The 1,497-nt window shown below is 45.7% G+C and carries 1 protein-coding gene; it reads right to left on the reverse strand.

Annotated features, from left to right (window positions below; all coding sequences use genetic code 11):
• Positions 1–261 precede the first annotated feature (261 nt).
• Entirely contained in the window at positions 262–858 is a 597-nt protein-coding gene (locus RW114_RS20590; protein ID WP_340124598.1) for a recombinase family protein, read from the reverse strand.
• Positions 859–1,497: the final 639 nt, after the last annotated feature.

Genomic DNA, 1,497 nt, shown 5'->3' on the forward strand with positions numbered 1-1,497 from the left:
AAACTTTCCAAATAGGTGCGCTCATCCTCAGTTAAACGCACAATATATTTCTTTGCCAATCTATCGTTCCCCAATAATGTAAAAAACCTACTCTATGGGGATTTTATACGACAAAACAAGACTGACTGAGTACTAGTCTCAATAATTAATTTGGGACGGGATAATGGGGTTCTAAGCCCTAACCGCCGAAAATTCCGGCTAGGTTATTTACCTGAATCAAATACGATATAAAGAAAGCTGCACGTTTTAAAGCAATATCATCTACCCACCTTGTTGTGATGGCAAGTTCGCTTCTCTAATACGCATGATAGTTTGGCGGCTGGTCTTGAATTCGCGGGCCAAGTCAGAAACATTGATCCCAGTAGCCAGTTTTTCTAAAACTATAACCTGTTTCACCTTTGTTAACGCGGTCGGTCTGCCAAATTGTTTGCCAGCGGCCTTGGCACGGTTTATCCCTGACTGTGTTCGTTCAATTAACAAGTCACGTTCGAATTCAGCTACAGCGGCGATGACTTGCATGGTCATCTTTCCTGCCGGACTGGTGAGATCAACACCGCCCAGTGCAAGGCAATGTACACGGACACCTATGCTAGCGAGATGTTCGACAGTTGCCCGTACATCCATCGCATTACGGCCAAGCCGGTCAAGTTTTGTTACGACCAGAATATCGCCGGATTCCATGCGGTCGATCAATTTGGTAAACCCTGGGCGTTCCTTTGCGGCGACTGATCCGCTGATACTTTCTTCAATAAGTCGCTGCGCTTCAATAGCAAACCCTGCCGCCTTGATTTCAAGACTCTGGTTCTGGGTGGTTTGGCCGATGGTAGAAACTCGACAGTAAGCAAAAACGCGTGACATGAGCCCATTCCGTCCGAAAGTGATGTACGAATTATAGCATGTGTCCGAAATACATTTAGCCTACTTTTGTACACCTCATAAAATAGATGTCCGCAACCGCTCGGTTTCGGACATGACTTGTCCAGATGTCTTCTGAAAATGACAGCAGCTATTAGAAGCCATTGAGCGAGTCAAATACAAAAGCTTAAGGGGTTTACTGCTCTCTCTGTCTCCAAAAATCTTTAACGGCACTGGAAGTGAGATTTTGAAATCCTATGGTGCGTTACGTACCTTTATGCAGAATAACCCAACTACCGTAACTATTCAGCGCGAAGCACAACATCCCTCTCCAGCGGGACGACTGCAGGGATGCAGGAGGTAGGTAGAAAACTGCTCCATGCGTTTTCTGCATTCGCCACATCCCTGTGGCTTAGCAACGCAAGAGCAGTTGCCGAGAGGGTAGGGTGAGGGGGAATCAAAAAAGGCATTTTTGCTTGTTTAATTCTCCTCTCCCCGCTCCTCTCCCTCAGGAGCATAGCTATCTACACAACTTAAAGCACAAAAGTAGTAACATACGCCATGAATATAAAAAAAGTTATTAGACCTCGATCCTCGCTTGGCAAAGCGTCACCAACAGTTGGTGAGTGAGTATTTGAACTC

This window comes from Methylobacter svalbardensis (genome assembly GCF_037671525.1).
Taxonomy (GTDB): Bacteria; Pseudomonadota; Gammaproteobacteria; order Methylococcales; family Methylomonadaceae; genus Methylobacter_A; species Methylobacter_A svalbardensis.